The following is a 23,165-nucleotide window of genomic DNA, read 5'->3' on the forward strand; positions in this document are numbered from 1 at the left end:
TAGTGGCGTTGGTCGCGCTTGTTGTCCTGTCCGCCTGTGGAGGTCCCGGTGGGTCGGAGTCGGGCGCGACCGACCGCGCCCCGGCGGCGGTCGCCCCGGGGGAGAGCGGCGCGGGCGAGACGGGGTCGGGGACGAAACAGCGGCCAGACGCGCAGAAGCCTGCGGCGACAGCCGCTGCCGAGGACTCCCGGAACTCGGACAGCGCGAAGAACTCCCAGAAGTCGGACACCGCGAAGGACACCCAGAAGTCGGACACCGCGAAGTCGGAGGCCGCGAAGGAGAAGGACGTCGCGGCCGAGCAGATCTCCACGTTCGCCCTCGACGTGGACACCGCCTCCTACGGCTACGCCCGCCGTACCCTCGGTGAAGGGCGATGGCCCGAACCGGCCGCCGTGCGTCCCGAGGAGTTCGTCAACTCCTTCCGGCAGGACTACGCGCAGCCGTCCGACGACGGGTTCACCGTGCACGTCGACGGCGCCAGGATGCCCGCCGACGACACCGCCGTACTGCGGGTCGGGCTGCAGACCAGGGCCGCCGACGTCGCCGCGCGCCGCCCCGCCAACCTCACGTTCGTCGTGGACGTGTCCGGCTCGATGGCCGAGCCGGGCAGGCTCGACCTGGTGAAGGAGTCGCTGCACACCCTCGTCGACCAGCTCGCCCCGGGCGACCGGGTGTCGATCGTCTCCTTCAGCGACACCGCCACGCTGCGCGCCTCGATGACTCCGCTGACCGCCCGCGGCGAGTTGCACGGCGCGATCGACGAACTGGCCGTCGAAGGCTCCACCAACCTGGAGGACGGCCTGCTCACCGGATACCAGGAGGCGGCCCGCGCGTTCCGGCCCGCCGCGACGAATCGGGTCGTCCTGCTGTCCGACGGCCTCGCCAACACCGGCAACACCCAGTGGCAGACCATCCTCGACCGGGTCAAGGAGCACGCCGGACGGCAGATCGCGCTGCTGTCGGTGGGCGTGGGCAGGGACTACGGCGACGAGCTGATGGAGCAGCTCGCCGACAACGGCGACGGCGCGGCCGTGTACGTCAGCACCACCGACGAGGCCAAGAAGGTGTTCGTCGACCAGCTCCCCGCCACCATCGAGCTGCGCGCCCGCGACGCCAAGGCCCAGGTCGTCTTCAACCCGCAGGTCGTGGAGTCCTACCGGCTGCTCGGCTACGAGAACAGGGCGCTGGCCACCGAGGACTTCCGCGACGACACCCGCGACGGCGGCGAGGTCGGCCCCGGCCACTCCGTCACCGCCCTCTACTCGGTACGGCTACGCCCCGGCGCCTCAGGGCAGCTCGCCTCGGCGACCGTGCGCTGGCAGGACCCCGACACCAGGCAGCCCGCCGAGGCCAGCGGGAGCGTCGGCGCCGGCGACCTGGCCGGGGCGCTGTGGTCCAAGGCGCCGCCGCGGCTCCAGGTCGACGTGGTGGCGGCCGGGTTCGCCCTGCACCTGCGCGACAGGGAGGCGTTCGGGCTCGACCTGGGGTCGCTGGGCGAGCACGCCGCCCGGCTGGCCAAGACGACCGAGGACCCGATGGTCTCCGAACTGGCCGACCTGATCGGCAAGGCCCGCTCAGCCGCCTGAACCGCGCCGGGCCGCCGCTCCCGCGGAGGCCCGGCGGGCGGTCAGCGCCTGCCGTACCGCTGGTTGAACCGCTCCACCCGGCCCTCGGTGTCCACGATCCGGCCCCGGCCGGTGTAGAAGGGGTGGCTCGCGGACGAGACGTCGACATCGACGACGGGGTAGACCCGGCCGTCGGTCCACTCGATCGTCCGGTCGCCGGTCCTGGTCGAGCGGGTCAGGAACGCGTAGTCCGCGCTCGGGTCCCTGAAGACGACCGGACGGTACTCGGGGTGCAGACTCTTCCTCATCGTTCCTCCCTGAACTCCACGTGCCGGCGGACGGCCGGGTCGTACTTGCGCAGCGACATCCGATCCGGGTCGTTGCGTCGGCTCTTGGTGGTCACGTACGTGTATCCGGTCCCCGCGGTGGACCGCAGCTTCACCACGGGCCGCAGATCGTTCCTGGCCACACACGCCTCCTCGGTCGGAAATGGTTTTCATCCCAACTCGGGCGCGGCACGATTCATTCCCGTACGCGCCGGCCTCCGAAGTCCGATACACTGGCGTGGTGCCCGATGGGGCGCGGCGGGGCTATAGCGCAGTTGGTAGCGCACCTCCATGGCATGGAGGGGGTCAGGAGTTCGAGTCTCCTTAGCTCCACATCTGAGATCCCGTTCGATCACCATGATCGCGCGGGATCTTCGCCGTTGTGCGGGTGTTTCGGGGCGCCCGGGAGCCTCCTCCGCTACGGGATCGGTGGCGCGCAAGCGGTGAGGCTCTCCAGGTGGCGGCGGAGTACGCGGAGTAGCGTGGTGTCGTCTATCCGGTCCGGGTGGAGGATCGCCTCTACGGTCAGGCCGTCGAGCAGGGCGCACAGGCGCTCGACCTCCAGGGCCACATCGGTTCCGGCGGGTAGCCGCCCGAGGCGGTGGCCGCCGTCGAATACGCGGGTGACCAGTCTGCGCATCCCATCGTGCACCTCGGCCGCGTGCGGACGGAGCTCGGGGCGGGTGCGGGCGGCCGTCGCGAAGGCCAGCCAGACCGTCGCCTCCTCGCGCCGCGGCTCGTCGAGCGGAAGCAGTTCGGCCAGCAACAGCAGCGTCGCCTCCTGGCGGTTCGCGGGAGGCGGGTCGGACAGGAGCGGCTCGGCCCGCTGTTCCAGTCGCCGCGTCAGCCGCTCGCTCATCGCGCGCATCGCGAAGACCATCAGCTCGGTGTGCCCGGCGAAGTAGTGGCGGATCGAGCCGATCGCCAGCCCGGCCTCCTCGGCCACGTTGCGCAGGGACGCCTGCTCCAGCCCGTCCCGCCGGACGACGGCGAACACCGCCTCGACGACGGCGTCACGGCGGGCTTCGGGATCCACGACTTTCGGCACGTTGTCTTTATAGCACGCCCCTGCTAATTTATTTGGCATGGACGTGCTAAATAACTGGTGGCCGGTGATCGTCGCGGGGCTCGTGGTGTACGTCGTGGTCAGGCGCATGGTCGGTGAGCCGCTCAACGCGAAGGACGTCTTCGTGCCCCCGGTGATCATGCTCGCGCTCGGCGTGCGCGCCCTCACCGAGGTCTCCCTCACCGGGACGGACCTGTTCTGGATCGTCGCCGGTTCCCTGGTCGGCGTCGTGTTCGGCGCGGTCAGGGCCTCGACGACCGTGCTGTTCGAGCGCGACGGCGCGCTCTGGCAGCGCTACACCTGGCGCACGCTCGCCGTCTGGGCGCTGTCGCTCGCCGCCGGATTCGGGGTGGGGCTGCTGGGGGTCAGGTTCGGCCTGCACGCCGAGGCCAGGCCGATCCCGCTGTCGATCGGGGTGGGGCTGCTGGGCGAGGCGATGGTCATCGGGGTGCGCGGGCGGGCGGCCGGCGTGCCGTACGCGCGGGATCGCGGTCGTTGACGGAGCCTGGTCTACTGGAACTAAGTTTCAGTACCCGATCTCCGTGGAGTGTCCGCGATGCCCGAGAACCTGATCTTCCGCCTGCCGCCGACGTTCGAGACGGTGGAGGAGGAACGGCAGCACCGCAAGGAGCGGCTCACCGCCGCGCTGCGGATCTTCGGCAAGTTCGGCTTCGAGGAGGGCGTCGCCGGGCACATCACCGCCCGCGACCCCGAGCGGACCGACCACTTCTGGGTCAACCCGTTCGGCATGTCGTTCAAGCACGTCACGGTCGGCGACCTCATCCTCGTCAACCACCAGGGCCAGGTCGTCGAGGGCCGCTACCACGTCAACGAGGCCGCCTTCGCCATCCACTCCCAGGTGCACCAGGCCAGGCCCGACGTCGTCGCCGCCGCGCACAGCCACTCGGTGCACGGGCGCGCGCTGTCCGCGCTCGGCCACGTCATCGAGCCGATCACCCAGGACGCCTGCGCCTTCTACCAGGACAACGCGCTGTTCGACGACTACACCGGCGTGGTGACCGACCTGGAGGAGGGCAAGCGCATCGCCGCCGCGCTGGGCGAGCGCAAGGCCGTCGTGCTGCGCAACCACGGCCTGCTCACGGTGGGCACCACGGTGGACGCGGCGGCCTGGTGGTTCATCACCATGGAGCGCTCGGCCCAGGTCCAGCTGCTGGCGAAGGCGGCGGGCCAGGTGGTGCCGATCGAGCACGACAACGCCGTGCTCACCCACCAGCAGATCGGCAACGACCTGGTCGGCTGGATCAACTACCAGCCGCTGCACGACCAGATCATCCGCGAGCAGCCCGACCTGTTCGGCTGAGCACCCGGAACGTCTGGCGGTAGGCCAGGGGCGTGACGCCGACGGCGGCGTGCAGGTGTTGCCTGAGGGAGACGGCGCTGCCGAATCCCGCGCCCCTCGCCACCTGCTCCACCCCCAGGTCGGTGGTCTCCAGTAGGTGACGGGCGTGCTCCACGCGCTGCCCGATCAGCCACTGCGCCGGGCTCAGCCCGGTCTCCTCGCGAAAGCGCCTGGTGAAGGTGCGCACGCTCATCCTGGCGTGCCCGGCCAGGGCGGCCAGGTCCAGCGGCTCGCCCAGGCGCTCCAGCATCCACGACCGGGTCGCCGCCGTGCTCGACTCCGGCGAGCCGGGGACGGGTCGCTCGATGTACTGCGCCTGGCCGCCCTCCCGCCACGGCGGCATCACGCACCGTCTGGCGGTGCTGTTGGCCACCGCGCTGCCGTGGTCGCGCCGTACCAGGTGCAGGCACAGGTCGAGGCCCGCCGCCACGCCGGCCGAGGTGAGCAGGTCGCCGTCGTCGACGAACAGGACGTCGGGGTCGAGCCGGACCTTGGGGTACAGCGCCGCGAAACGGGCGCAGTTGCGCCAGTGGGTGGTGGCCGGGCGGCCGTCCAGCAGCCCGGCGGCGGCCAGCACGAACGCGCCGGTGCAGATGGACACGATCCTGGCGTGCCCGGCGGCCTCGCGCAGCGCGTCGCGTACCGGCGCGGCCAGCGTGCCCTCGGTGAACGGCGGCCCGCTGTGGATGCCGGGCACGATCACCGTGTCGGCGCTGTCCAGCAGCTCCAGGCCGTGGTCGGGCAGCACGCTGTAGCCCGCCGACGAGCGCACCGGCAGCCCGCCGGGCGAGCAGGTCCGCACGCTGTACAGCCGCTCCCCGCCGGACTCGGCCACCCGGAACACCTGACCCGGCACCCCGAGGTCGAGCGTGGCGAAGTCGTCGAGGACAAGGACCGCGATCCGGTGCATGGCCGGATTCTTGCAGATATTGGCTAACCGGCCGCTCGCGGAGGCAGATCCGGAAACCGGATGATTTCCTCCATGACCGCCCAGACCACCGACCGCCGCCGCAGGCTGCACCGAGCCTGGCTGGTCGCCGCCGTCGCCTTCGTGGCAATTCTCGGCGCCGCCGGATTCCGCGCCACCCCCGCCGTCCTGATCACCCCGCTGGAGCAGGAGTTCGGCTGGACCCGCGGCACCATCTCGCTGGCCGTCTCGGTCAACCTCGTCCTGTACGGCCTGACCGCCCCCTTCGCGGCCGCCCTCATGGACCGCTTCGGCATGCGCCGCGTCGTTTCCTTCGCCCTGCTGCTGGTCGCCGTGGGCAGCGGCCTGACCGTCTTCATGGGCGCGAGCTGGCAGCTCGTGCTGTGCTGGGGCGTGCTGGTGGGCCTGGGCACCGGGTCGATGGCGCTGGTGTTCGTGGCCACGGTCACCGACCGCTGGTTCGTCCGGCATCGCGGCATCGTGACCGGCCTGCTCACCGCGGCCGGAGCCACCGGGCAGCTCGTCTTCCTGCCCGTGCTGGCCTGGCTGGCCGAAGGGCCCGGCTGGCGGGCCGCCTCCCTCACGGTCAGCGGGGCCGCGCTGGTCGTCGTGCCGCTGGTGTGGTGGCTGCTGCGCGACCACCCCGAAGACGTCGGCACCACCGCGCTCGGCGCCGAGCCGGGCCGCGTCAGCCGTATCAGGCCGCCCGCCGAGAACGCGGCGGTCAGGGCGCTCACGGTGCTCAGGAGCGCGGCCGGGACGCGCCCCTTCTGGTTCCTCGCGGGCGGCTTCGCGATCTGCGGGGCCAGCACGAACGGTCTGGTCGGCACCCACTTCATCCCCGCCGCCCACGACCACGGCATGCCGCAGGCCACCGCGGCGTGGCTGCTCGCGCTCATCGGGATCTTCGACATCGCCGGCACCGTCCTGTCCGGCTGGCTCAGCGACCGGATCGACCCGAAGATCCTGCTCGTCGTCTACTACGTGCTGCGCGGACTGAGCCTGATGGTGCTGCCGAGCCTGTTCACGGCCGACGCCGAGCCGAGCATGCTGATCTTCATCATCTTCTACGGGCTCGACTGGGTCGCGACCGTGCCACCGACGGTCGCGCTCTGCCGCCGCGTCTACGGCGCGGACGGGGCGGTCGTGTTCGGCTGGGTCTTCGGCTCCCACCAGGTCGGCGCCGCGATCGCCGCGGTCGCCGCCGGGCTCACCCGCGACCACCTGGGCGGATACGACCTGGCCTGGTACGGCGCGGGCGTCCTGTGTCTGCTGGCGGCGGGCATGTCCCTGGCCATCCGGCATGCTGGACAGCGTGAACGAGTCTGAGCTGCGGGTCCTCCCCCTGGTCGTGCGGATCGAACGGGCGACGCCCCCCGAGCGCACCGACGCCCTGGAGGCGGCCGCGATGGCCGTCCTCAGCCTCCTCGACGACCCGGGGGAGTGGGCCGAGGAGGTCGGCGTGTGGGAGTCGACGGGGAAGATCCGCAAGGTGGTGCGCCGGGCGCGCGGCGCGGAGTGGCGGCGGGTGCTGGCCCTGCCGGGCCGTACCCTCGAGCACGGTGGCGCGGAGGTGCGGGTGCATCCGCCTGTTCCGCTTGACGACTGGCCGAAGGACCTGTCGAGGCTGCAGGTGTCGGGGACGGAGCTCGTCGACGCGCACGAGCCGCCGCCCGCCGAGCCGCCGATCCTGTGGCTCAACCCCGAGCTGACCATGTCGGCGGGCAAGGCGATGGCCCAGGCCGGGCACGCGGCGCAGCTCGCCTGGTGGGCCAGCTCCCCGAGCGCGCGGGAGAGCTGGCGGGCGGCCGGTCTGCGGGTGGCCGTGCGCATCGCCGAAGCCCACCGGTTCAGGGAACTGGTGGACGCCGGGATGCCGGTGGTCCGCGACGCCGGGTTCACCGAGATCGCGCCGGGCTCGTGCACGCTGGTGGCCGACGCGCCCTGGCTGCGCGGCCGGGCGGTCAGATCGTGATGACGTCGGCGTAGACCCCGCCCTCCGGGGTGAGCCGGTGCGGCCCGGGGCTGTCGTAGACGACCATGAGCCGCCCGTCCTCCAGCACCGCCAGCCCCTCCGGATGGTCGCACCCCGCCCCGAACGGCAGGTCCGTCACCGGCTCCAGCTCCACGGCCGGCACCACCGAGCGGCTGCCGGGCGCCCGCCAGCGCACCACCCGCACGGGCCCGTCCAGATGCATGGTCGGCCCGGCGAGCAGCAGCAGGTCCTCCCCGTCCGGACACAGGTCCCGCACCCCCAGCCCGTCCAGATCGAGGAAGTTCGTCTGGTACGGCGCCGCGACCCGCAACCGGTGCGGATCCCTCGGATCGGTCTCCGTCGTGATCTCCAGCACCACCGCCCACCCCCGCAGCACCGGCCCGCGCAACCCGAGGAAGATCCGATCGCCCACCATGGCGATGCCCTCGAGGTCGAACCCGTTGTCCTTGCCCGGCAGCGCGAGGAACGGCGCCAGGTGCGGATCCTCGGCCACCAGGTCGGCCACGTTGCGTCCGGGGCCGCTCAGGATGGCCGCGGTGCGCCCGTCCACCGTCCTGGCGGGGGCGTTGGTCGCCGGGTCGAGCGGGAGCCGTACCAGGATGAAGCGGTTCTCCTCGCGCAGCACCGTGGACAGGCGGCGGCGGGCCTTGTTCGGGTCGGGGGATTTGACCCGCTTGCGTTTGAGGCTGTGCGAGCCGACCAGCCACAGGTAGCCGCCGGAGCGGGCCAGCCCCTCGATGTCGGCCTCCTCGTCGGGGCCGGCGGGCAGGTCGACGTAGTCGGCGAGGCGGAAGCTGCGCTGGTGGTCGTAGCGCTCGCCGTTCCAGGTGAGGTACTCGACGGTGGCCGTCTCGTCGCCGGCGACCCAGAGGCCGTCGCCCTCGCGCCGCAGAGCGGACAGGTTCGTGTGGGTACGCGCCTGCCTGGCGAGGTGGTCGAAGCGGAGCTCAACCTGTTGGTTCACCCAGCCATCATTCCACTTCGCCAGGTTCGTACACGGATTGGCGCGATATGTCGTACGCTCCCGATCGTGCTCGATGGGGAGGCTGGGACCGTGGGTTCCCGTGGGACCGCGGTCCCTACGCAAGAGAAGACCGCGACTGGGCGGCCGAAGGTCACTGCTTCTCCCGTCAAGCGCTCCCGCATAGGCGATCTGCCGATGCGGGTGATCTACCGGGTGCTCGCACTGGCGGTCGCGGCGGTGGTGGCTGCCGTGGCCGTGCTGGTGATGGTGCTTCCCGGAGGTTCCGGCGAGGTCGCGGCCCGGCCGGTCGCCGCGCCATCGGCCGTGCCGTCCTCGCCGGCGCCGCCCGCACCCACGGCCTCGCCGTCGGTGTCGCCCTCGATGTCGCCCTCGGTTTCGCCGTCCGCGACGCCGTCTCCCGGGTCCACGATCGCGCCCGGGTACACCCCGATGGAGGCGCTGCGCGCCGATCCCCGGGTACCCGCGCTGCCCGCCAGGATCAAGGCCAAGGCGCTGCCGGGCCGTGTGATCAAGACCAGGGGCTCGATCAGGGACGCCCGTTCCGGCCTGCGGGTGCCCAGGCTGCGCGCCCCGTGGAAGGTGTTCGGGCCCGCGCCGTTCGCCACCAGGCAGGTGCTGCCGAAGGTCAAGAGCGCCGGGCCGCGCGGCATGGTGGTCACCTGCCCTGTGCCGATCGAGGCCCAGCGCTCGCCCCGGGACACCGCCCAGCTCGCCGCCCGCTGGACGCTCAACCACCACCCCAAGGGCTCCAAGATCCGCTGGGTGTCCTCCAAGCGGATCGCCAAGGGCTGGGCGCTGGTCTACCGGGTGACGTACGGCAAGCGCTCCTCGATGGCCGCGGTCGCCGTTCTCCAGACGCGTAAAACCAAGCCCGCGCTGGTGTTCGTCACCGTTCCCGACACCCAGCGCAAGCGCTGGGCGGACATCCGGCGCGTGGTTTCCGACGTGCGTGTTCTAGGCTAAGAGCGGATCATGAGTGCGGCGATGTGTGGGGGAGTGACGCCGTGGAACGCTCGGGGACGCCGCAGGAGCCTGACCGGAAGAAGGGCATGTCCAAGCCCTGGCGCGCGGAGGGGCTGCCGAAGGGCGGCGCTCCGGGAGGCCGCCCGAAGATCAACTGGTGGCGGTTCGTCATCACGCTCGTGGTGGTCTACGCCGCGTTCTTCGTGATCTCCTCCTTCTTCGACGCCGAGGCGCCCGAGACGGTGTCCTACACGCAGTTCACCTCGCAGATCGCCTCGGGCAACGTCAAGAGCATCTACTCCAAGGGCTACACGATCCAGGGCGAGCTGAAGCAGGCCGCCAAGGACCCCGACAGCGAGAACAAGAGCTACACGGAGTTCGTCACCGAGATTCCGATCTTCGCCAACCAGGACCAGCTCGACCAGCAGCTCAAGGCCCAGGGCGTCAAGGTTCAGGCCGAGTCGCCGGTGGAGAGCCGCGGCCTGTTCCTGAACCTGCTGCTCTCCCTGCTGCCGGTGCTGCTCCTGGTCGGGCTCTGGATCTGGATCATGCGGCGCGGCGCCAGCATGATGGGCGGCGGCGGGCTCGGCGGCCTCGGCAAGTCCAAGTCGGCCAAACCCGTCGAGACCCACAAGGTCAGGGTCAACTTCGACGACGTGGCCGGCATCGACGAGGTGGAGAACGAGCTCGTCGAGATCGTCGACTACCTCAAGGAGCCGGACAAGTACCGCAGGCTGGGCGCGAAACTGCCCAAGGGCGTGCTGCTCGCCGGGCCGCCCGGCACCGGCAAGACGCTGCTGGCCAAGGCTGTCGCGGGCGAGGCCAACGTGCCGTTCTTCTCCGCCAGCGCCTCGGAGTTCATCGAGATGATCGTCGGCGTGGGCGCCTCCCGGGTGCGTGACCTGTTCGACGAGGCGCGCAAGGCGGCCCCCTCGATCGTGTTCATCGACGAGATCGACGCCATCGGCCGGGCCCGTGGCGGGGCTGGCGGGATCGGCGGTCACGACGAGCGGGAGCAGACGCTCAACCAGATCCTCACCGAGATGGACGGCTTCTCCGGGACCGAGGGCGTCATCGTGATCGGCGCGACCAACCGGCCCGAGGTCCTCGATCCCGCGCTGCTGCGGCCCGGCCGGTTCGACCGTACGGTCATGGTGGCCGCGCCGGACGCGGCGGGCCGTACCGCGATCCTCCAGGTGCACACCCGCGGCGTGCCGCTGGCCGGCGACGTCAACCTCGAACAGCTCGCCAAGACCGCGCCCGGCATGACCGGCGCCGACCTGGCCAACCTGGTCAACGAGGCGGCCCTGCTGGCCGCCAAGCGGGGCAAGGACAAGGTCGACCGGGCCGACTTCGCCGACGCGCTGGAGAAGCTGCAGCTCGGCACCGCCCGCTCGATCGTGATGCCGGAGGAGGAGCGCACCAGGACCGCCTACCACGAGGCGGGGCACGCGCTGCTGGGCATGCTGCAGCCGGGCGCCGACCCGGTCCGGAAGATCTCCATCATCCCGCGCGGCCGGGCGCTCGGCGTCACGCTGTCCACGCCGGACACCGACCGCTACGCCTACGACGAGACCTACCTGCGCGGGCGCATCATCGGCGCGCTCGGCGGGATGGCCGCCGAGCAGGTCATCTACGGCGTGATCACCACGGGCGCGGAGAACGACCTGGAGCAGGTCACCATGATCGCCCGCGGCATGGTCGGCCGCTGGGGCATGTCGGAGAAGGTCGGGCCGCTGACCATCCTGCCCAGTGACGGCCAGCCGCAGGCCGCCCAGGACACGCTGGCCACGGTGGACGCCGAGACGCGGCGGATCGTCGACGAGTGCTACGAGGTCGCGGTACGGGTGCTCAACGAGAACCGGGACCGGCTGGAGGCGATCGTCACCGCCCTGCTGGAGCAGGAGACGCTCGACGAGGCGGGCGCGTACATGGCGGCGGGCCTGCCGCGCACCAGCCGCCACGCGATCGACTCGGCGCAGCCGAGCCTCAACGGCGCGGAGCAGGCGCCGAGCCCCAACGGATCGGCCAAGGACTCATCCGGCTGAGCCCATCCGGGACCTCGGGATGACCCGCGCTCCATGAGAACGGGACTGCGGGCGGGACAGGCTCGTCGGCATGACAACCGAGACGATCACTGCGCGCCGGTCCCGGCGCGAGACCGCCTGCACCGCGCTGGCGGCGCTGTTCCTCCTGCTGTCGGCCGCCCAGATCGTGCTGGCCGCGGCGGGCGCCTTCGGGCTCGGCTGGGACGGGCACGGCTTCGCCAACGCGCTGGCCATGTTCGTGGTCGGCGTGCTGCTGTTCATCGCCACCTTGGTGGCCAAGGGCGGCTGGAAGCGCATCCTGGCGGCGCTGCTCCTGCTCGTGGTGATGGACGTGCAGGGACGCATCGGCGCGTACGCGCTGGAGACCCCCGTTCTGGGGATCTTCCACGGCGTGGGCGCGCTGGTCATCATCGGCCTCGGCGGGCACCTGCTGCATGCCTCCCGCCGCCGCTGACCAGCCAGGGTCCCGGTTAATCGGGACCCTGGCCCCATTGCCCAATATCCGGAAATACCCAACTATGTTGTGGTGCGCGCGGATCCGTCGAGATGGCCATGGGTGATCCCGTTGATCTCCCTCGTGGCGTCGGTGACGGGCCTGCTGTGGAGCTCGGACGCGGCGGACACCGGCTACCTGCTGATGAGCTGCGTGGCCGGGATGACCTACCCGGTGGTCGGCGCGCTGATCGTGACGCGCCGGCCGAAAGACGTGATCGGCATCCTGTTCTGCCTGGCCGGCATCGGCATGGCGCTGCAGGCGCTGGCCGGCGGCTACGCCTCCTACGGCCAGGCGCACGGCTGGCCGGGCACCGGGCTGGCCGCCTGGTGCGTCAACTGGGTCTGGTTGCTCGGCTTCGGCCCGCTCCTGCTGCTGCCGCTGCTGCTGCCCGACGGCCGCCTGCCCTCGCCGCGCTGGCGGCCCGTCCTGCGGCTGCTGGTGGGCGCGATGGCGCTGCTCCAGCTCGGGCTCATGGTCCGCGACCGTACCTGGCTGTGGGGCGTCGAATGGCCCAACCCCTACGGCTTCCTGCCCACCGGGGTGGTCGCCGCCGCGTTCATCGTGGTCGGCGTCGGGGCCAGCGTGTCCGGGGCCGTCGCGCTGGCCGTCCGGGTACGGCAGGCCGACAACCGCCGCCAGCTCATGCCCGTCCTCGCCGCCGCGTCCGCCTTCGCCGTGAGCACCCTGCTCGACGCCGCCTTCGGCTCCCCCGGCTGGTCGCCGGTGATGTGGGTGCAGATGCTCACCGTGCCGCTGCTGCCGATCGCCGCCGCCGTGTCGATCTTCCGCTACCGGCTGTTCGACATCGAGGTGATGCTGCGCCGCACGGTCGTGTACGTGGTCGTGACCGGCCTCCTGCTCGGCGCGTACCTCGCCACGGCGACCGCCCTGCACGGCCTGATCGCCCCGGGGATCGTCGAGCCGCTGGTCGCCACCGCCGTGGTCGCGGTGGCGTTCGCGCCGGTCAGGGACGCCGTGCAGCAGGCTGTCGCGCGGCTGCTGTTCGGCAGCAGGGGCGACCCGAACTCGGCGCTGTCGCGGCTCGGCCAGCAGCTCCGGGCGTCGGTCGGCACCAGCGGGCTGCTGGACGGGACAGCCGAGACGGTGGCGCGCACGCTGCGGCTGCCGGGCGTGACCATCGTGGACGCGGCGGGCGAGGAGGTGTCCGGCTTCGGTGAGGTGCCCGCCGTGGCCGTACGGGTCCCGCTGCTCGCGGGCGGGCGCAGGGAGGGAGAGTTGCGCGCGGCGGCCCGCGCGCCCGGCGAGAGCATGTCCAGGGCCGACCTGGCGGTGCTCGACGAGCTGGCCGGGCACCTGGCCGTGGGACTCGCCGCGGTACGGCTGGCCGCCGAGGTGCAGACGTCCAGGGAACGGCTGGTGATCGCACGCGAGGAGGAGCGCAGGCGGCTCAGGCGCGACCTGCACGACGGCCTCGGCCCCGGCCTGGCCGCCATCGGGGTACGGCTGAACCTCATCGAGGCCACCGCGCCGCCCGAACTGCGCGGCGGCCTGGCCGAGGTGCGCGCGCTCACCCAGGGGCTGGTCGGCGACGTACGGCGGGTCGTGCACGACCTGCGCCCGCCCGCCCTCGACGAACTGGGCCTGGAGGGCGCGCTGGACGACCTGGCGCTGGCCGCCGACGGCGTCCGGGTGGAGGTGCGCGATCCGCTGCCGGAACTGTCGGCGGCGGTGGGCGCGGCGGCGTACTGGATCGCCAAGGAGGCGCTGGCCAACGCGCTCAAGCACGCCCAGGCCACGAGCGTGACGATCGCGCTGGGGCTGCGCGGCGGGAAGCTGGTGCTGACAGTGAGGGACGACGGTATCGGGTTCGCCGAACCCGTCACCGAGGGAGTGGGTTCGGTGAGCATGAGAGAACGGGCCGCGGAGATCGGCGGCAGCATGCGCCGCACGTCCGCGCCGGGCGCGGGCACGACCGTCGAGGCGGTGCTTCCGCTGTGAGGGTCCTGCTGGTGGACGACCATCCCATGCTCAGGCACGGGTTGCGGGCGCTGCTGGAGCAACTCGGCGGCATCGAGGTGGTGGGCGAGGCGGGCGACGGCGCCGAAGGGGTGGCGATGGCGCTCGCCCTCGACCCCGACGTGGTCGTGATGGATCTGATGATGCCGGGCACCTCCGGGCTCGACGCCACCAGGCAGCTCATCGACCAGCGGCCCGACCTGGGCATCCTGGTGCTCACCATGAGCGAGGACGACGCCTCCGTCTTCGCCGCGCTGCGCGCCGGAGCGCGCGGCTACGTGCTCAAGGGCACCGACGGCGACGACTTCATCGCGGCCGTCCGCGCGGTCGCCAGAGGAGAGGCGGTGTACGGCGCGGCCGTGGCCAGGCGGATCCGCCGCTTCCTCACCTCCGGGCCGGGCGGCGGGCCGTTCCCCGAGCTGACCAACCGGGAGCGGGAGGTGCTCGACCTGCTCGCCTCGGGCCGGACCAACGCCGAGATCGCCAGGACCCTGTTCCTCAGCCACAAGACCGTCAAGAACCACCTGACCTCGGTGTTCGCCAAGCTCCAGGTGGCCGATCGGGCACAGGCGGTGGTCCGGGCCCGCCAGGCGGGCCTGGGGGATCCGCTATAGCCCTGCCCTTCTCCGGGCCGCACGGGCGGCCCTGGCCGGTGACGCCGGTAGGCTGGGGCGATGATCGTGCTCGCCTCAGCCTCAGCCGCCCGCCTCGCCCTGCTGCGCGGCGCCGGGCTCGATCCCAAGGTGATCGTCAGCGGCGTCGACGAGGACGCGGTGACCGCCCACTCGCCCGCCGCGCTCAGCCTCACACTGGCCAAGGCGAAGGCCGCCAAGGTCGCCGCCGACCTGTCGGAGGGCCTGGTGATCGGCTGCGACTCGCTCCTGGAGCTGGACGGCCGCCCGTACGGCAAGCCCGCCTCCGCGCAGGAGGCGATCGAGCGCTGGCGGATGATGCGCGGCAGGACCGGGCGGCTGGTCACCGGCCACTGCGTGATCGACGTGGCCGCGGGCCGGGAGGCGGCCCAGGTCGCCTCGACCGTGGTGCGCTTCGGCATGCCCTCCGAGGAGGAGATCGCCGCCTACGTCGCCAGTGGCGAACCACTGCACATGGCGGGCGGGTTCTCGATCGAGGGACGCGGCGGCTGGTTCGTCGAAAGCATCGACGGCGACCACGGCAATGTGCTCGGCATCTCGCTGCCGCTGCTGCGCGACCTGTTCGACGAACTCGGCTACGCGGTCACGGCGCTCTGGCGCTAGATTTCCTGGCATGCGATCTCTGCGGCACTTCGCCGGTGGTGTCGGCTTCTTCTTCCAGGGCGTGGGCTGGGTGGCCAGGAACCCGCGCTGGTGGCTCTTCGGGCTGATCCCGGCCCTGATCGCGTTCGCGCTGTACCTCGCCGCGCTGATCTTCCTCGGCAACCAGGCCGGGGACCTCGCGGGCTTCCTGACGCCGTTCGCCGACGGCTGGGCCGAGGGCTGGCGCACGTTCTTCAGGGCCACGGTCGGCGTCATGCTCTTCCTGGGCGGCCTCGCGCTGGCCGTCGTCACCTTCACCGCGGTGACGCTGCTCATCGGCGAGCCGTTCTACGAGAAGCTCTCCGCGAAGGTCGACGAACTGCCCGGCGCGGTCGAGCAGCCCTGGTGGCGTACGCTGCCGCGCTCGATCAAGGACAGCCTGGTGACGCTGGGCTACGTGCTGATGTTCAGCATCCCGCTGTTCGCGCTGGGCTTCGTGCCGGTGCTCGGGCAGACGGTCGTGCCGGTGCTCGGCGCGATGGTGTCCGGCTTCTTCCTCACCGTCGAGCTGACCACGCTGGCGATGGAACGGCGCGGCCTGCCGCGCAAGGAACGCTTCGCGCTGCTGCGCGCCAACAAGGCGCCCGCGCTGGGGTTCGGCGTGGCGGTGTTCCTGCTGTTCCTGATCCCGCTGGTGGCCGTGTTCGCGATGCCCGCCGCGGTCGCGGGCGCAGCCCTCATGGTCCGAGTACGGCTCGCGCCTGGGCAGGCTGCTCCGCCCACCCTGCCTCCGGGACAGGCCCCGCCCACCTTGCCTCCTGGGCAGGCCCCGCCCGCGCCGGGTCCTGGGCAGGCGCCGTTTGCGCCGGGCCCCAGGCAGGACCCCTCCGCGCCGGTTCGTCGGCAGAGCCCGCCCCCGCCCGTCCACAGGCGGGACCAGTAGTTCCCGGGGTTATCCCCAGGCCCCCTCCTGGCCGCCCTCGCCCTCCGCCGCACCGGGCACCCTCGTGCCCATGACGACCAACATCTCCGAGCCCGGCCTCATCCTGTCCTCCCCGGCCGACGTCCTGGCCGCCGTCCCCTACCTCCTCGGCTTCCACCCGGCCGACAGCCTCATCGTGATCGGCCTGGCCGGTCCGGTCGTGGAGGTCAGCACCCGGTGGGACCTGCCACTCCAGGCGGGGTCCCTGCATCCGCTGGTGGCGCTGTTCGCCCGGGAGGGCGTCACGCACGCGATCATCGTCGGCTACGGGGCGGGCGCCCTGGTCACTCCCGCCGTCGACGAGGCCCGGCTCCTCGCCGGGCGGGCCGGGGTCGCGGTCTGCGAGGCGCTGCGCGCGCACGGCGGGCGCTACTGGTCCTACCTGTGCGACTGCTGCGCCCCCGAAGGCACTCCCTTCGACGTCTCGGCCAGTCGCGTGGCCGCGGCCGCCACCGTGCAGGGGCTGGTCGCGCTGCCCGACCGAGGAAGCCTGGAACGCGTCGTCGAACCGCTCGCCGGGCCGGTGCGCCTGTCGATGCGCGGGGCCACGGCCGCAGCCGTCGACGAGCTGCGCGCCGGACTGACCGCCGCTCCCGACGCCGAAACCTTCGCCCGCACCTTCATCACGGACGGCCTCACCCGGGTCCGCGCCGCCGCGCACACCTACGCGACCGGGGGCCGGATCGACGACCGGGAGGCCGCCAGGCTGGGTCTCGACCTGGCGGTGATCCGGGTACGCGACGAGGCGTGGACACTCATCGACGACTCCCTTCCACGCGCCCACGTGGCCCTGTGGAAGGACCTGACACGCAGGCTGGAGCCCCGGTTCGCGCCGCCCGCCGCGTCGCTGCTGGGGGTGGCCGCCTGGCAGGCGGGCGACTGCGCGCTGGCCTCGATCGCGCTGGGGCGGGCACTGTCGATCGATCCCGCCTACTCCATGGCGACCCTGCTGACCCACGCCCTTGGCCACCTGCTGTCCCCCAAGGCGCTCCGCGAGCGCATGCCCACCCCGGCGGACCTCGACGCGGCCATGGGCGAGCCCCGAGCCGCCTGGCTCCTGCCCCTGGTCCAGCTACTCGACGATCCAGCAGATCAGCCGCATACGTCCTGAGCTTCGTTCGTGGGCGGTGGTCCGGCCGTCGGGTGACTGACTCCAGCCGCGACAGGGGCTCGCCGAGATGCGGGTCGTCGCCTTCAGGTCGGCCAGTGTGGGTTCGATGCCGGGGCGGCGCGCATAGCCGGAGAGCGACCGAGTGTCTGATCGAGGTTGCCGTCCTTGGTATTTCTTTGCCGGATTGGCAATAGGGTTTGCGGAATTGGGCGGTGATGTCGCATGGTGGCCGTGGAGGTGGTCTCGGTGACTGATCAGCTGAGGGACGGCTACGACGTGGTGGTGGTCGGCGGTGGCGCCGCTGGGTTGAGCGGGGCGTTGATGTTGGCCCGGGCGCGGAGGTCGGTGGTGGTGATCGACGCGGGAGCCCCGCGCAACGCCCCGGCTGCGGCTGTGCACGGGCTGCTGGGCCAGGACGGGATCCGGCCGGCCGAGTTGCTGAAGCGCGGCCGGGCGGAAGTCCGCCGCTACGGCGGTCACGTGGTGCCCGGCGAGGTCAGAGCCGTGACTCGCGGGGGCGACGGGGGTGTGGCTCGCGGGAGCGACGGGGTCGTGGCTCGCGAGGAGAAATGGGCCGTAACTCGCGAGGGCCATGGGGAGGACATCGGGTTCGCTGTGGAGTTGGCCGACGGGCGGACGATCCGTGCGCGTCGGCTGCTGATGGTCACTGGGCTGGTCGATGAGTTGCCGGACGTACCGGGACTGCGGGAGCGGTGGGGCCGGGACGTGGTGCATTGCCCGTACTGCCACGGTTGGGAGGTCCGTGACCAGGCCATCGGTGTGCTGGCCAGCGGGCCGATGGCGGTGCATCAGGCGTTGCTGTTCCGGCAGTGGAGCGCCGATGTCACGCTGTTGTCCCACACCATGGCGCCGCCGACCGACCAGGAGGCCGAGCAGTTGGCCGCCCGCGGCATCAGGGTGGTGGGCGGCGAGGTGGCGTCCCTGGAGATCGTCGAGGACCGCCTGGTGGGAGTACGGCTGAGCGACGGCACGCTGGTCAGCCGCCAGGTGCTGGCGGTCGGGCCGCGGATGGTCGCGCGCGCCGACTTCCTGACAGAGCTCGGACTGCGACCGGCCGAGCATCCGGGAGGCGTCGGTGAGCACATCCCCGCCGACGCGGCGGGCCGTACCCAGGTGCCCGGGGTGTGGGTCGCGGGCAACGTCACCGATCTGACCGCCCAGGTCGGCACCGCCGCGGCGGCGGGCGCTGCCGCAGCGGCCCAGATCAACGCCGACCTGGTCGCCGAGGACACCCGACAGGCGGTCACCGCCTGGCGGACCCCGTTCTCGGCCAAGTCCGAAGCACGCGTCGCTGAACTGGTGCTGGGCGACCGTCGCCACGGCCTGTGGACCATGGCCTGAACCCGGTGTGAACCACGGGCTGCAGCCGCCTCGGCCTGAACCTCGGCCTGAACCTTGGCCTGAACCACGGCCTGAACCACGGCCTGAACCACGGCCTGTAGCCAAGGCCTGTAGCGACGGCCTGTAAGCACAGCCTGTAACCACGGAAGGGAATCGTTGTGTCCGAGGAATTTGACAAGGCGTACTGGGAAGGGCGTTACCGCGGCCATACCCCGGTCGGTAGTGGGCAGCCCAATCCGCAGTTGGTGGCGGAGGTCGGGGACTTCGCGCCCGGTACGGCGCTGGAGGCGGGCTGCGGGGAGGGAGCCAATGCCATCTGGCTCGCCTCGCGCGGCTGGCGGGTGACAGCGGTGGATCTCGCCTCCACCGCGCTGCACCGCGCACGCGAGCACGCCGAAACCCTCGGCACAGACGTCACCAGCAGGATCGACTGGGTACAGGCCGATCTGACCGTTTGGACACCTACCGAGGAACACTTCGACCTGGTCTGCGCCCACTATGTACACCCGGCGGCATCACGCGAGGTGCTGTTCCGACGACTGGCCGCATCAGTCGCGCCGGGCGGCACGCTGCTCATCGTCGACCACCACCCATCACACTCGCACACCTCCACGGCGCACACCTCCACCCCGCACACCTCCACCCCGCACACCTCCACCCCGCACACCTCCACGGCGCACGCCTCAGCACCAACGGTGCACATCACGGCCGAGGAGATCGCGGCCAGCCTCGACCCCGACCGGTGGGATATCGCCGTCGCCGAGGCCAGAACCAGAACGGCCACCGCCCCCCACGGCCACGAGATCACCTTCCACGACACCGTCCTACGAGCCCGCAAGCATCCATGACCCGTGGGTGGCCGGGTGGCGGTGGGGTCGTGCTCTGTCGTGCGTCTCGCAAGCGAGGAGATAGGCGGCACCGGGGGACAAGCGCCTGTTTCGTGGCTGGGTGATGAAGAGTTTGAGATCGTGCGACATATGAGTACAGATGCGGACGGCACCCTGGAGCGCGGGCCGGTCGGGCGGTGGCGTACGGCAAGCGGTACGGCGGGAGCGCTGGTCGGCGACGAGGTGGTGTTCGCCCCGGACGGCACGGGTCGGCTTTTCACCCACTCGGTCGCCTTCGGCGCGGAGACGCTGGAGTTCCGGTGGCACATGCAGGGCCGGGCGCGGTTGTGGATCCGGCTGACCGACGCCGACGCCGACGCCGACGCCGACGCCGACGCCGACGCCGACGCCGACGGAGACGAGGGCGGAAACGCCGACGGAGACAACGCCGACGGAGACGAGGACGGTGTGGTGGTCTTCATGGAGACGCGCTTTCATGACACCGACGCCGGACGGCATGTGGTGCTTGCGGAGACAGGGCGAAGCGGCTTCTGGCTCCTCCTTGACCCGCTGGAACGGATCGGCGACGACTAGGAGCACCGGGGCGTGCGGATCCCGACCTGGGGCGCCAGCTCCTCAGCCAGGGGCGGCAGGTGGTCGCGGTTACCGAGGTGAGGGTTAGGTCTGTTCGCGTTTGCGGCGTTCGTTGTAGGCGCGCATTCGGGGCGGGTAGCCCGTCAGCTGGACGTCGTACACCGGCAGGGCCAGGTCGCGGGCGACCTTGCGGATCACGGCGGGTGCTCCGACCCTGCGCCTGGTCCACTCCCCGTCGTCGGCCACCGCGACGGCCGTCGTGTCGGTGGCGAACGTCTCAGGTTCGACGTAGAACTCAACCCCGCGCCGGGACTTGGCGAAGGCGATGAGCGCTTCGATGTCGGCGTCCGTGGCCTCGCGATCGAACTTCGCGACCTTCGGCCCGCGCAATCGCCGGAGCCCGTAGCGGTCTCGCCATTTCATGCTTCCTTTTTATACCGTTCATCGGCTCCGTGCGTCGGGGCTGTTATCGGGGAGAGATCGGGGTTTCTCCGGATGCCCCCGCCGAGCCGGGACGGCACGATGAAGGTCGGATCGTCAGGACGAGGAGAAGGCATGGCAGTCATGGCAGAGGCACAGACGTCGCCGGTGACACCGGCAGGTCACGGCAAGGTGGCTCACGCGCAGCTCCGGGTCACCAACGAGGACCGCGAGCACGTGGTCGAGCACGTCAAGGCGGCGTACGCGGAGGGCAGGTTCGACAAGTACGAGTTCGACGAGCGTCTGGAGCGGGCGATGACCGCTCGCACGCACGGCGACCTGATGCCCATCATGAACGAGATCTACGGCACCTCGCATCCGCGCTGGCAGCCCGTGGCGCCGCAGGCCGTCCGCATGCCGAGGCGCTCCGGCGTACCGACCGAGAGCAACGAGCGGCTCGGCGCGGCGGCCGCGCACCTGCTGCCGGTGGCCGGACTCTTCGTGATCGGCCCCCTGATCCTGCTGCTCACGGGCGGCAAGACCTCGCCGTACATCCGCAGCCACGCCGTCGAAGCGCTGAACTTCCACCTGACCCTGCTGGGTGCCTCGATCCTGCTGCCGCTCACGATCGTCGGCGTGGTCCTCGTCCCGGTGATCTGGATGGCCGCCTTCGTCCTGGCCGTCGTCGCCGGCGTCTCGGCTCTCACGGAGAACGACTTCCGCTACCCGCTCACGCTTCGCCTGGTGAAGTAACACCCATCCGATTTCATCTCTTCTCCGGCCTCGTCCGCATTCCGGCTTCTCCTCCTTGGGAGCCGGACCAGTCGCGGGCGGGGCGGTCGCGATTCTCCACAGGTCGGATCGCAGGGTGTGCGAGGTGGTTGCCCGCCCAAGCCAGGGTGCTCGAACGTCGCCCGGAGTCCGGCGACGTGCCCAAGGCCACACGGCCAGATCATGCAGATGCTGGGAGTGCCAGGCTCTGCCGGAGCGCTTCAGCGCGGTCAGCCTCTTCGCCGGGCGACTGCCTCCGACGAACTGCTCGATATGTACCATCCGAGTGCCACCCCATCGGCGTACGAGCGCTGATGCGGACCCGCGCGCAGGCCGCGCGCTCCGCCGCCACCGGCGAGGACGGTACCGGCGAGGACGGTGCGCGGCCTGGATCATGATCTGCGCGGGTTGTTCGTGTCGACGCTCTCGGTTCGGCCGCTTTTGGGGCGTGCGTGTACGGCGGGGAAGCGGCGCGAAACGGCGAGGTCAGGCAGGCTTGCTCGGTGCTCGGTGCTCGGTGCTCGGTGCTCGGTGCTCGGTGCTCGGTGCTTCGGTGGGGTCTGGGGTTAGCGGGCGAGGACCTGGTACTTGACGGTCATGACGCCCGCGTTCGTGTTGCCGATGGTGGAGAAGGCGGCTTGGGAGAGGTCCAGGCAGCGGCCGCTGACGAACGGGCCGCGGTCGTTGATCCGGACGGTGACCGATTCGCCGGTTTTCGGGTTGATGACGCGTACCTTGCTGCCGAGTGGGAGCGTCTTGTGGGCGGCGGTCATCGCCGATGGGTTGAAGTGTTCTCCGCTGGCGGTCATTTGGGGTTCGCCGTAGTACGACGCGCCGCAGGTGCCTGAGGAGAGGACGCGCGCCTTTGGCGGGGCTGCGGCAGCCTTCGGCTTGTTCACGAGCTTCTTGGGCGGGCTCTGCACGGTGTCGGTGCCGTCCGTGCTCGAAGAATCCTTGTCGGACGAACTCTTGGGCGACGACACCTTGCCGGTCGACCGCGTGGACGACGAATCCTTGGAGGCGGACGAGGAGGACGAATCCGTGGAGGCTGTGGCGCTGGTGGAGGCTGTGGCGCTCGTGGAGGACGGGGTGCTCGAGGACTTCGATCCCGTGGACGGGGATTTGGGCGAGGGCGCTGATGTGTCGTCGGATGGTGCGCTCGTGGCGGGGGTGGGGGAGGCCGCGAGGGGCGGGGAGGCGGTGGCCAGGCCGGCGGCGTTCGTGGGGGTGTCGCCGTTCGCGACGGCGGCCCAGGCGGTGGTGGAGGCGGCGGCGACCACGGCCGCACCTGCCACCACGGTCGTCCACCTGCGCTTGCCGGGGGCCATGAGGCTGCTCATGGCGCTCTTCTGGGAGTGCTGACCCAAGGGGAACCACGGTCCTAGATCGGGGACAGGACAGAGAAGGGCCAGGCGGAAGGGGAATGGTGGGGGATGCGCGCCGGCCGATCCTGCGGCGGGGAGTGCTTGAAGCCCCGCAATGTGGACGAACATACGGGACAAAGGCACAGCAAAGACAACTTAAAGCGACATACCGTGATATATCTCACTTTGGTCACGAAAGCCCCGCAAAACCGAGAGTACGCCTTGGATCTTCAGGAAGCCCGGAGAACGACGGAATTCGCATCAGCCCAGGTCGGGGCGCTGCAGCAGGGTGCGGGAGCCGGGCGGCGAGAGTGCCGGTTGGAGATGACCGCGAACGACAGTCCCGCCCGTGCGGCGCGCTCGATGCCGCCGGTGCGGCGGTCGGTGTAATGGGCGGGGTGATCGGCTCGGGCGGCGCGGAGTTCCGGCTGCCTGGGCCTGTTCGGGTTCGCCGCGCTGTCAGCGGTCATCCTGAACAAGGCGGTGAGCCTGGTCGTGGTGCTCGCCGCCCTGCCCGTACGGCTGGCCGCCGTCGCGCTGGGCGCACTGGGCGGTCGCGATCAACCTGCTGGCCGGGAGCCTGCTGGGCGCCTGGGCGGGCTGATGCTCGGCGTGATCCCTGACCTGGTCCTCATCCCCGTCCTGGCCGCCATTCTGATGATCTCGGCGGCCAAGCGGGCCCGCCACACCCCTCCAGCGGGTCGGCCCCACCTGGGACTCGGGCGTAGCGGGCCAGGGAGACCACTGAGCAGTGCCCGGAGTAGGTCGGCAGGGTGGAGGTGGTGGCGC

The 23,165-nt window shown here is 71.3% G+C and carries 26 protein-coding genes and 1 tRNA gene; 19 read left to right on the plus strand and 8 right to left on the minus strand.

From position 1 onward, the window contains the following. The first annotated feature begins 2 nt into the window (after positions 1-2). On the plus strand, positions 3-1,586 hold the full coding sequence (locus ABZ911_RS25530) for a von Willebrand factor type A domain-containing protein (protein WP_358060655.1): 1,584 nt from the start codon (positions 3-5) through the stop codon (positions 1,584-1,586). 41 nt (positions 1,587-1,627) lie between these two features. Here the strand turns inward: ABZ911_RS25530 and ABZ911_RS25535 are convergent, their stop codons facing one another. Together ABZ911_RS25535 and rpmG are read right to left on the minus strand one after the other, a co-directional pair. Beyond that, complete coding sequence (locus ABZ911_RS25535) at positions 1,628-1,873, minus strand: type B 50S ribosomal protein L31 (protein ID WP_358060658.1); 246 nt, start codon at positions 1,871-1,873, stop codon at positions 1,628-1,630. Further along, positions 1,870-2,034, minus strand: a complete 165-nt coding sequence (rpmG, locus tag ABZ911_RS25540) for a 50S ribosomal protein L33 (RefSeq protein ID WP_358060661.1) — start codon at positions 2,032-2,034, stop codon at positions 1,870-1,872. The genes ABZ911_RS25535 and rpmG overlap by 4 nt, the downstream gene beginning before the upstream one ends. 117 nt (positions 2,035-2,151) lie before the next feature. On the opposite strand from rpmG, the gene ABZ911_RS25545 reads away from it, so the two are divergent. Next, a tRNA-Ala gene (locus ABZ911_RS25545) sits at positions 2,152-2,224 on the plus strand. Positions 2,225-2,309: 85 nt separating this feature from the next. On the opposite strand, the gene ABZ911_RS25550 is transcribed toward ABZ911_RS25545, so the two are convergent. Next, positions 2,310-2,939, minus strand: coding sequence for a TetR/AcrR family transcriptional regulator (locus ABZ911_RS25550; RefSeq protein WP_358060664.1), 630 nt, complete (start codon positions 2,937-2,939; stop codon positions 2,310-2,312). Positions 2,940-2,976: 37 nt separating this feature from the next. On the opposite strand from ABZ911_RS25550, the gene ABZ911_RS25555 reads away from it, so the two are divergent. Together ABZ911_RS25555 and ABZ911_RS25560 are read left to right on the plus strand one after the other, a co-directional pair. After that, a complete protein-coding gene (locus tag ABZ911_RS25555; protein WP_358060667.1) occupies positions 2,977-3,456 on the plus strand; it encodes a hypothetical protein in 480 nt (159 codons plus the stop codon). A gap of 57 nt (positions 3,457-3,513) precedes the next feature. Continuing rightward, on the plus strand, positions 3,514-4,278 hold the full coding sequence (locus ABZ911_RS25560; RefSeq protein ID WP_358060670.1) for a class II aldolase/adducin family protein: 765 nt from the start codon (positions 3,514-3,516) through the stop codon (positions 4,276-4,278). Here the strand turns inward: ABZ911_RS25560 and ABZ911_RS25565 are convergent. After that, positions 4,247-5,227 (minus strand): helix-turn-helix domain-containing protein, encoded by a 981-nt coding sequence (locus ABZ911_RS25565; RefSeq protein WP_358060673.1) that lies wholly within the window; start codon positions 5,225-5,227, stop codon positions 4,247-4,249. The genes ABZ911_RS25560 and ABZ911_RS25565 overlap by 32 nt on opposite strands. 72 nt (positions 5,228-5,299) lie before the next feature. On the opposite strand from ABZ911_RS25565, the gene ABZ911_RS25570 reads away from it, so the two are divergent. Beyond that, positions 5,300-6,574: an MFS transporter gene (locus ABZ911_RS25570; RefSeq protein ID WP_358060676.1), complete on the plus strand. Its 1,275-nt coding sequence runs from the start codon at positions 5,300-5,302 to the stop codon at positions 6,572-6,574. Next, positions 6,561-7,220: a peptidyl-tRNA hydrolase gene (locus tag ABZ911_RS25575; protein WP_358060679.1), complete on the plus strand. Its 660-nt coding sequence runs from the start codon at positions 6,561-6,563 to the stop codon at positions 7,218-7,220. The genes ABZ911_RS25570 and ABZ911_RS25575 overlap by 14 nt, the downstream gene beginning before the upstream one ends. On the opposite strand, the gene ABZ911_RS25580 is transcribed toward ABZ911_RS25575, so the two are convergent. Then, complete coding sequence (locus ABZ911_RS25580; RefSeq protein WP_358060682.1) at positions 7,210-8,205, minus strand: DUF3616 domain-containing protein; 996 nt, start codon at positions 8,203-8,205, stop codon at positions 7,210-7,212. The genes ABZ911_RS25575 and ABZ911_RS25580 overlap by 11 nt on opposite strands. Positions 8,206-8,400: 195 nt before the next feature. Here ABZ911_RS25580 and ABZ911_RS25585 point away from each other — a divergent pair, with 195 nt between their 5' ends. The 11 genes from ABZ911_RS25585 to ABZ911_RS25635 all read left to right on the plus strand — a co-directional run bounded on the left by ABZ911_RS25585 (position 8,401) and on the right by ABZ911_RS25635 (position 19,821). Continuing rightward, positions 8,401-9,189: a hypothetical protein gene (locus ABZ911_RS25585; protein WP_358060685.1), complete on the plus strand. Its 789-nt coding sequence runs from the start codon at positions 8,401-8,403 to the stop codon at positions 9,187-9,189. A gap of 41 nt (positions 9,190-9,230) precedes the next feature. Beyond that, a complete protein-coding gene (gene ftsH, locus ABZ911_RS25590; protein ID WP_358060688.1) occupies positions 9,231-11,237 on the plus strand; it encodes an ATP-dependent zinc metalloprotease FtsH in 2,007 nt (668 codons plus the stop codon). A gap of 70 nt (positions 11,238-11,307) precedes the next feature. Beyond that, positions 11,308-11,691, plus strand: coding sequence for a hypothetical protein (locus tag ABZ911_RS25595; RefSeq protein ID WP_358060691.1), 384 nt, complete (start codon positions 11,308-11,310; stop codon positions 11,689-11,691). Between the two features lie 102 nt (positions 11,692-11,793). Continuing rightward, positions 11,794-13,692 (plus strand): sensor histidine kinase, encoded by a 1,899-nt coding sequence (locus ABZ911_RS25600; RefSeq protein ID WP_358060694.1) that lies wholly within the window; start codon positions 11,794-11,796, stop codon positions 13,690-13,692. Next, a complete protein-coding gene (locus tag ABZ911_RS25605) occupies positions 13,689-14,324 on the plus strand; it encodes a response regulator transcription factor (protein ID WP_358060697.1) in 636 nt (211 codons plus the stop codon). The genes ABZ911_RS25600 and ABZ911_RS25605 overlap by 4 nt, the downstream gene beginning before the upstream one ends. Before the next feature lie 60 nt (positions 14,325-14,384). Continuing rightward, entirely contained in the window at positions 14,385-14,966 is a 582-nt protein-coding gene (locus ABZ911_RS25610; RefSeq protein WP_358060700.1) for a nucleoside triphosphate pyrophosphatase, read from the plus strand. A gap of 10 nt (positions 14,967-14,976) precedes the next feature. After that, the gene (locus tag ABZ911_RS25615; RefSeq protein WP_358060702.1) at positions 14,977-15,888 is read left to right on the plus strand and encodes an EI24 domain-containing protein; all 912 of its coding nucleotides are present in this window, start codon (positions 14,977-14,979) and stop codon (positions 15,886-15,888) included. 70 nt (positions 15,889-15,958) lie between these two features. Further along, positions 15,959-17,038 carry a DUF4192 domain-containing protein gene (locus ABZ911_RS25620; RefSeq protein WP_358060704.1) on the plus strand — a complete coding sequence of 360 codons (1,080 nt, stop codon included), beginning with the start codon at positions 15,959-15,961 and terminating at the stop codon, positions 17,036-17,038. 222 nt (positions 17,039-17,260) lie between these two features. After that, positions 17,261-18,400 (plus strand): NAD(P)/FAD-dependent oxidoreductase, encoded by a 1,140-nt coding sequence (locus tag ABZ911_RS25625; RefSeq protein WP_358060707.1) that lies wholly within the window; start codon positions 17,261-17,263, stop codon positions 18,398-18,400. 158 nt (positions 18,401-18,558) lie between these two features. Further along, positions 18,559-19,248, plus strand: a complete 690-nt coding sequence (locus ABZ911_RS25630) for a class I SAM-dependent methyltransferase (protein WP_358060710.1) — start codon at positions 18,559-18,561, stop codon at positions 19,246-19,248. A gap of 129 nt (positions 19,249-19,377) precedes the next feature. After that, positions 19,378-19,821 carry a hypothetical protein gene (locus ABZ911_RS25635; RefSeq protein WP_358060713.1) on the plus strand — a complete coding sequence of 148 codons (444 nt, stop codon included), beginning with the start codon at positions 19,378-19,380 and terminating at the stop codon, positions 19,819-19,821. A gap of 84 nt (positions 19,822-19,905) precedes the next feature. Here ABZ911_RS25635 and ABZ911_RS25640 read toward each other — a convergent pair whose 3' ends face one another. Then, complete coding sequence (locus tag ABZ911_RS25640) at positions 19,906-20,244, minus strand: hypothetical protein (RefSeq protein WP_358060716.1); 339 nt, start codon at positions 20,242-20,244, stop codon at positions 19,906-19,908. Between the two features lie 132 nt (positions 20,245-20,376). On the opposite strand from ABZ911_RS25640, the gene ABZ911_RS25645 reads away from it, so the two are divergent. Next, positions 20,377-20,994 (plus strand): DUF1707 and DUF4870 domain-containing protein, encoded by a 618-nt coding sequence (locus tag ABZ911_RS25645; protein WP_358060719.1) that lies wholly within the window; start codon positions 20,377-20,379, stop codon positions 20,992-20,994. Positions 20,995-21,578: 584 nt separating this feature from the next. Here the strand turns inward: ABZ911_RS25645 and ABZ911_RS25650 are convergent. Beyond that, positions 21,579-21,935 (minus strand): septal ring lytic transglycosylase RlpA family protein, encoded by a 357-nt coding sequence (locus ABZ911_RS25650; RefSeq protein ID WP_358060722.1) that lies wholly within the window; start codon positions 21,933-21,935, stop codon positions 21,579-21,581. Between ABZ911_RS25650 and ABZ911_RS25655 the strand changes: the two genes are divergently transcribed. After that, positions 21,853-22,374, plus strand: a complete 522-nt coding sequence (locus ABZ911_RS25655; protein ID WP_358060871.1) for a hypothetical protein — start codon at positions 21,853-21,855, stop codon at positions 22,372-22,374. The genes ABZ911_RS25650 and ABZ911_RS25655 overlap by 83 nt on opposite strands. 461 nt (positions 22,375-22,835) lie before the next feature. Here ABZ911_RS25655 and ABZ911_RS25660 read toward each other — a convergent pair whose 3' ends face one another. Beyond that, entirely contained in the window at positions 22,836-23,063 is a 228-nt protein-coding gene (locus ABZ911_RS25660; RefSeq protein ID WP_358060725.1) for a hypothetical protein, read from the minus strand. Positions 23,064-23,165 lie beyond the last annotated feature (102 nt).

The sequence above is a fragment of the Nonomuraea sp. NPDC046570 genome (assembly GCF_040645915.1).
In the GTDB taxonomy this organism is placed as follows: Bacteria; Actinomycetota; Actinomycetes; order Streptosporangiales; family Streptosporangiaceae; genus Nonomuraea.